The following is a 5,113-nucleotide window of genomic DNA, read 5'->3' as shown; positions in this document are numbered from 1 at the left end:
GGGAGAGGCGGTGTTCATTGTCACGCGGCCCCGTCACTCATCATCAAGCGAGCGGGCCTCGTCGGTCAGCATGATCGGAATACCGTCGCGGATCGGGAAGGCGAGGCGGGCCTTGTCGGAAATCAGTTCCTGCCGCTCGCGATCATAGCGCAGGGTGGTCTTGGTGACGGGGCAGACCAAAATCTCCAGCAGCTTCGGATCGACTTCCATCCTCTGTGCGGCTGCGCCTTCCTGCGTGTCGGTGTCGCTCATATTGTTTCCGTTCTACTGAACATTTGTGTCGGTGGGAGAAAGATCCTGAAGCGCGCGTTCGGTGAGCGCGATCAGCATCTGGTTGCGGTCTTCGAGTGTCTTTGCCTCGAGCAGCGCCTGTTTTTCGCGCGGCCCATAGGGGCTGATGGCGCAGAGCGAGTTCACCAGCGTTTCGTTGGACGACATGCGGATTGCGCGCCAGTCCATCTGGAAGCCATGCGTGTCGAGATACTCCCTGAGGATTTCAAGCAGGCGGTCGCGGCTCACCTCTTCTTCGCCTTCGCCCGGCTTGAGATCGCTTGCGAACTCATCCCATGACACTTCGAACTGGCGATATGGCGTCAGCGTGGTGAGTTCGTTTTTGAGCCGGAAGCGGGCAATGCCCGTCAGAGTGATGACAAGCCGCCCGTCCCCCGTTTCCGCGAAAGAGGTGATACGGCCTGCGCAGCCGACGGCGCAGAGAGGCGGAGTCTCGCCGGCAATCTGCGAGGCGACAATGGCGTCCTCGCCATCGGGCTGTATCATGCCGATGATGCGCTCGCCCCGCAGCGCGTCGTCGATCATTTTCAGATAGCGCGGCTCGAAAATATTGAGCGGAAGCTGACCGCGCGGCAGCAGGAGCGCACCGGCAAGCGGAAAGACGGGAATGACACCCGGCAAATCCTGAATGCTGCGATATTGCTCCGTGAACGCCATATGTCTGATTGGTCCTAGCTGAACAGGATGGAGGAAAGGCGGCGGCGTCCGCTCAGTGTCACTTCATCCTTCGGGCCATAAGCATCGAAGAATTCGACAAGCTGCTTGCGGGCGGCTTCCTCGTTCCAGTTGCGGTCATATTCGATGCTGATGAGAAGCTGTTCCACGGCACCTTCCCTGTCGCCGCGTGCATTAAGCGCAAGGGCGAGGTCGAAGCGCGCCTGATGATCTTTCGGGTTCGCCTCGATGCGGGCCTGCAATTCGCCGATGTCGCCAAGATCGGCGGCCTTTTCGGCAAGCGAGAGGGCGGCTTCTGCGGCGGTGAATTCCGGGTCATTCCGCGCGTCGGGCCGCACCAGCGCGAGCGTCTGTTTCGCACGGTCAAAATCGCCCGCCTTGATGTAGCAACGGGCAAGGCCCGCCACGGCGGCGGGGTTGCCCGGCTCTTCCTGCGCGGCCTGCGCAAAGGCCTGGGCAGCGCGCGACAGATCGCCCGCCTCAAAGGCTTCGCGGCCCATCGCGACAAGTTCTTCGGCGGGCGAAGGGCCGAGATCGCCCACGAGGCGCGCGATAAAAGCCTTGATCTGGCTTTCAGGCAGGGCGCCCATGAAGCCATCGACCGGGCGGCCGTTCTTGAAGGCAAAGACGGCGGGGATCGACTGCACGCGAAGCTGCTGGGCGACTTCCGGCTCCTCGTCGATATTCATCTTCACGAGCCTGACAGCGCCGCGCGCGGCCTTGACCGCATTTTCGAGGATCGGCGTCAACTGCTTGCAGGGGCCGCACCAAGGCGCCCAGAAATCGACGATGACGGGCACCTGGCGCGAGACTTCGAGCACGTCGCGGGCAAAGTTCTGTGTGGTCGTGTCGATAATCAGGCCATCCATGCTGCCGGAGCCTGCTGTGCCTTGTCCGATGATCGGTTCCATCTGCCGTCCGTCCTGCCGTCTGCCAGTTTTGAATGCGGGCTTTTCTCTCCAATAGATGGAGTGGCTCGCTTGCGAAACAATGGTTTAGCGGGCAGGGGGCAGGGGCGCAAGAAAGCTGGCGGGCGCCGGCAAGGCCGCTCTTACGAAGCGTCCGCGCGGGCTTCGACTGCAACGATGAGATCAAGGATCACGGGTTCATGCCCGGTTTCGCGCAGGAAGCGCATGAAATCATCCCGCGAGAGCGCGGTGGTCGCGGTATTTTCGAGCGGGTGGTAGTGGAGCCTTGCATGCTCCAGCATGGGCGCATCAAGCACCAGCGTCACCTGATGCTCATGATCGTTGACGAGCGCAAAGGGCGTGACAGAGCCGGGGCGCACGCCCAGCACCTCCCAGAGAAGCTCGGCGCTGCCAAAGGAAAGCCGGGCGCAGCCGAGGGGCTTTGAGAGCTGGTTCAGCTTCAGGTTGCGCCTTTCCTCCGTGACGATGAGGAAAAGCCTGCCCTTGCGATCTTTCAGAAAGAGGTTCTTGCAGAAAGCGCCGTCGCGTTCCGCTTCGCTCCATGTGGCGCGGTGGGCTTCTGCCTCCTCGACCGTGTGAAGGGCGGGGTGCTCGCGCGTTGCATGGGGAATGGCCCTTGCGTCCATCCAGGCGAGAAACTCGGCTTTTGTCGTCAGTTTTCGGCTCGTCATGCGTTCTGATTGGCATGCCGGAGGGCTTGTCGCAAGCCGCCGTGCAAGATCGTTTCAGTATGTGAAACTCCCCCCTTGCAAAGCCGCAATCTATGGGCCATAAAACCGCCCTCACAGCCGGGTGGCGCCCATCGGGACCTTCGGCTGACCCGGATGCGGGCGTAGCTCAGGGGTAGAGCACAACCTTGCCAAGGTTGGGGTCGTGAGTTCGAATCTCATCGCCCGCTCCAATATATGAAGCCGCCTGAGGGCGGCTTTTTCTTTGGGGCTTGCTCTTCAGGTCTGATTTTCGAGGTGTCGCGATGATTTCCGGCTCTGCTGCCTGCCCGTGCCGCTCTGGCCTCGAATTTTCCAAATGCTGCGAGCCTGCGCTGAATGGCGCGGTGCTGCCGGCCACGCCCGAGGCGCTGATGCGCTCGCGCTATTCGGCTTTCGCGGCAGGGCGAATCGATTATCTCGAAGAAACGCTGCTTCCCGGTACGCGCGATGATTTTGACGCGGCAGGGGCATCTGAATGGGCGGCGGCGAGCGAGTGGACGGGGCTTGAAATCCGCCACACGGAAGGCGGCGGCCCCGGCGAGAGCGAGGGCATCGTCGAATTCGTTGCGCATTACCGTCAGGGCGGCGTGGATCGCGTGCATCACGAAACCTCCACCTTCCGCTTTCAGGATGGCCGCTGGTGGTATGTGGACGGCATTATGGGTGTGCGTCCGCGCCGCGTGGAAAAAGTGGGACGCAACGACCCCTGCTCCTGCGGCTCCGGCAAGAAATACAAAAAGTGCTGCGGCGCAGCGGCGTGATTTTTCGGGGCATGCTTTCCTGACTGCTCCTTTCATGCTCCACTTCGCCCCGGCCGATTTCATGGGAGGGGATGAGGCGTGGCGACAGAAGATCAGCGGCAGTCGGGTTCGGATTTGCGTTCGGCGTCTGGCGGCGTTGCGGCGGATACAAGAGGCCAGTGGGGCTGGGCGCTTTTTGAGTGGGCGCGGAACCCTTATGTGCTGCTCATCACCATCTATGTCTTCTCGCCCTATTTCACGAGCACAGTGGTGGGTGATCCCGTTCGCGGGCAGGCGATCTGGGGCAATATCAACGGCATTGCCGGTTTCGTGATTGCCTGTCTCGGCCCCGTGCTCGGCGCCATTGCCGACACGGGCGGGCGGCGCAAGCCCTGGATCGTTTTCTTCATCGCGCTGATGGTGCCTGCCATGTATGCGCTGTGGTGGGCGATGCCGGGGGGCGGGCTTTCGGTGCTTTCGATCGCGCTGCTGATTGTGCTGATCGCCGTCGCGTTTGAATTTTCCGCCGTGTTCCACAATTCGATGCTGCCGGCTGTAGCGCCGCATGAGCGGATCGGTTTTCTCTCCGGCCTTGGCCTGGCGCTCGGGAATGCGGGCGGGCTCATCATTCTCTGCTTCATACTCTGGGCCTTCATGCTGCCCGGCAATGTCGATTGGGGCTTTGTGCCATCGGCACCGCTTTTCGGCATTGATGCGAGCGCGTTCGAGAACAGCCGCATTTCAGGGCCGCTTGTCGCTGTGTGGCTGCTCGTCTTTTCGCTGCCGCTTCTTCTCTGGACGCCCGACGTGCAGGGCGCGCGTGTGCCGATCGGTGATGCGGTGGCGCGCGGCATAAGCTCCGTTGTCGGAACGGTGAAAAGGCTTCGGCACTACCGCAACATCGCGATCTATCTCGTTGCGCGCATGTTCTACAATGACGGCAAGACGGCGGTACTTGTCTTTGGCGGTGTTTATGCGGCGGGTGTGTTCGGCTGGGGGCCGCTCACGCTCACCATCTATGGCATCGTGCTTTCGGTGTTTGCGGTGGGCGGCGGCTTCTTTGGCGGCTGGCTTGATGACAGGTTCGGCTCGAAGCGCGCGATCCTTGTTTCGATTGGCGGCACATCGATCGGCCTCATCCTTGCGATCTCGATGACACCGACGGAAATCTTCTTCTTTCCCTATGACGCGGCCTCGGCGCAGCCGATCTGGGATCTGCCTTTCTTCGCCACGCTGCCCGAACTTCTCTATCTGATCGTGGTGCTGATTGTCGCGATCTGCATCACGGCGGCCTATGCGAACAGCCGCACCATGCTGGCGCGCATCGCGCCGGTGACGAAGATGTCGGAGTTCTTCGGCATCTATGCGCTGTCGGGCACGGCGACGGCCTTTCTCGGGCCGCTGCTCGTGGGGGTTGCGACACATTTCTTCCAGAGCCAGCGCGCGGGCTTTGCATCCGTTCTCCTGCTGCTCGGGATCGGACTAGTAGGTATGCTCTTTGTGCGCGAAGAACGGGCGGAGGCGGTCGATTGAATATGGCGGCGGAAGCGGGCGTGGTCGCGCCGCAAGGGGGGGAGCCTGCATCGAACTGGGCGCAAGGGGCCTGGGTTCTTTATGAATGGGCGAACCAGACCTATTTCTCGCTCATCACCATTTTCCTATTCCCGCCTTTCTTCACGCAGGTGCTTGCCTCTAACCCGATCGAAGGGCAGGCCTATTGGGGCTATGTGCAGGCGGTGGCGGGCATCACCATCGCGCTGTTCAGCCC

General features: G+C 61.7%; 6 protein-coding genes, 1 tRNA gene and 1 pseudogene. 4 read left to right on the top strand and 4 right to left on the bottom strand.

Translation table 11 applies throughout. The features are described 5' to 3' along the window. Nucleotides 1-33: 33 nt before the first annotated feature. From WBF74_RS03900 to WBF74_RS03885, 4 genes are all read right to left on the bottom strand, one after another. Nucleotides 34-252, bottom strand: coding sequence for a Trm112 family protein (locus WBF74_RS03900; protein WP_424435459.1), 219 nt, complete (start codon nucleotides 250-252; stop codon nucleotides 34-36). Nucleotides 253-264: 12 nt separating this feature from the next. Next, the gene (locus WBF74_RS03895) at nucleotides 265-948 is read right to left on the bottom strand and encodes an LON peptidase substrate-binding domain-containing protein (RefSeq protein WP_424435456.1); all 684 of its coding nucleotides are present in this window, start codon (nucleotides 946-948) and stop codon (nucleotides 265-267) included. Between the two features lie 14 nt (nucleotides 949-962). Then, the gene (trxA, locus tag WBF74_RS03890; RefSeq protein WP_424435453.1) at nucleotides 963-1,877 is read right to left on the bottom strand and encodes a thioredoxin; all 915 of its coding nucleotides are present in this window, start codon (nucleotides 1,875-1,877) and stop codon (nucleotides 963-965) included. Between the two features lie 140 nt (nucleotides 1,878-2,017). Further along, nucleotides 2,018-2,566 (bottom strand): prolyl-tRNA synthetase associated domain-containing protein, encoded by a 549-nt coding sequence (locus WBF74_RS03885; protein WP_424435450.1) that lies wholly within the window; start codon nucleotides 2,564-2,566, stop codon nucleotides 2,018-2,020. 155 nt (nucleotides 2,567-2,721) lie between these two features. Here WBF74_RS03885 and WBF74_RS03880 point away from each other — a divergent pair. The 4 genes and pseudogenes from WBF74_RS03880 to WBF74_RS03865 form a co-directional block, all read left to right on the top strand. After that, a tRNA-Gly gene (locus WBF74_RS03880) sits at nucleotides 2,722-2,796 on the top strand. 72 nt (nucleotides 2,797-2,868) lie between these two features. Further along, a complete protein-coding gene (locus WBF74_RS03875; protein WP_424435447.1) occupies nucleotides 2,869-3,366 on the top strand; it encodes a YchJ family protein in 498 nt (165 codons plus the stop codon). A 78-nt stretch (nucleotides 3,367-3,444) separates the two neighbouring features. Further along, entirely contained in the window at nucleotides 3,445-4,878 is a 1,434-nt protein-coding gene (locus WBF74_RS03870; protein ID WP_424435444.1) for an MFS transporter, read from the top strand. Then, nucleotides 4,875-5,113, top strand: a pseudogene (locus WBF74_RS03865) (MFS transporter); the annotation flags it as partial. The gene WBF74_RS03870 and the pseudogene WBF74_RS03865, both read left to right, overlap by 4 nt.

This window comes from Parvibaculum sp., assembly GCF_049672805.1.
Classification (GTDB): Bacteria; Pseudomonadota; Alphaproteobacteria; order Parvibaculales; family Parvibaculaceae; genus Parvibaculum.
Note: the sequence above shows the minus strand (reverse complement) of the source record. Positions and strands in the feature narration are given on the sequence as shown.

Excerpts from the sequence above, each read along its gene's own strand:
- WBF74_RS03900 (WP_424435459.1), bottom strand. The coding sequence starts at position 252 with ATGAGCGACACCGACACGCAGGAAGGCGCAGCCGCACAGAGGATGGAA.
- WBF74_RS03895 (WP_424435456.1), bottom strand. The coding sequence starts at position 948 with ATGGCGTTCACGGAGCAATATCGCAGCATTCAGGATTTGCCGGGTGTC.
- trxA (WP_424435453.1), bottom strand. The coding sequence starts at position 1,877 with ATGGAACCGATCATCGGACAAGGCACAGCAGGCTCCGGCAGCATGGAT.
- WBF74_RS03885 (WP_424435450.1), bottom strand. The coding sequence starts at position 2,566 with ATGACGAGCCGAAAACTGACGACAAAAGCCGAGTTTCTCGCCTGGATG.
- WBF74_RS03875 (WP_424435447.1), top strand. The coding sequence starts at position 2,869 with ATGATTTCCGGCTCTGCTGCCTGCCCGTGCCGCTCTGGCCTCGAATTT.